The 528-nt window shown below is 52.7% G+C and carries 2 tRNA genes; both read right to left on the minus strand.

The features are described 5' to 3' along the window. Positions 1–72: 72 nt before the first annotated feature. Positions 73–148: transfer RNA gene (locus FWJ25_RS19395), tRNA-Ala, on the minus strand. Positions 149–385: 237 nt separating this feature from the next. Continuing rightward, positions 386–462, minus strand: a tRNA-Ile gene (locus FWJ25_RS19400). Between the last annotated feature and the right edge of the window lie 66 nt (positions 463–528).

Here is a 528-nt window from a genome sequence, read left to right on the forward strand (position 1 = left end):
TTTGATCGTTCATCAAATCGAAACGCTTGTTTCTGTACACTGCTAACCCACAATGTGGTTAGTCAGTTAATATGGTGGAGCTAGGCAGGATCGAACTGCCGACCTCCTGCGTGCAAGGCAGGCGCTCTCCCAGCTGAGCTATAGCCCCGTCTGCTTGTCCAGCCTGCGTCACTCGTCGTTGCAGTATTCGTTCGCTTCAGTCATGACCCATCGAGGGTCACTCCTTTACTCACTTCACACTGCGCCTAGATTGACACACTCTGTCCTGCGCATCCGCGATCGCCGATACCCTGGCGTTACACTAAGAATTATTCAGATCCAGGCATCGAAGGGCGCCGCATAGCCTGCTATGCAAGTCATTCGATAACGCCGAGCTGGATAATTCTGGTGGGTCTGGGTGGACTTGAACCACCGACCTCACCCTTATCAGGGGTGCGCTCTAACCACCTGAGCTACAGACCCAATGGTACGGGCCTGATAGACCCTATGCTCTCTTTATTAGCCAACCAAGTAATTCGTGTGGACTCT

It is taken from the genome of Marinobacter salinexigens (assembly GCF_008370345.1).
Lineage (GTDB): Bacteria > Pseudomonadota > Gammaproteobacteria > Pseudomonadales > Oleiphilaceae > Marinobacter > Marinobacter salinexigens.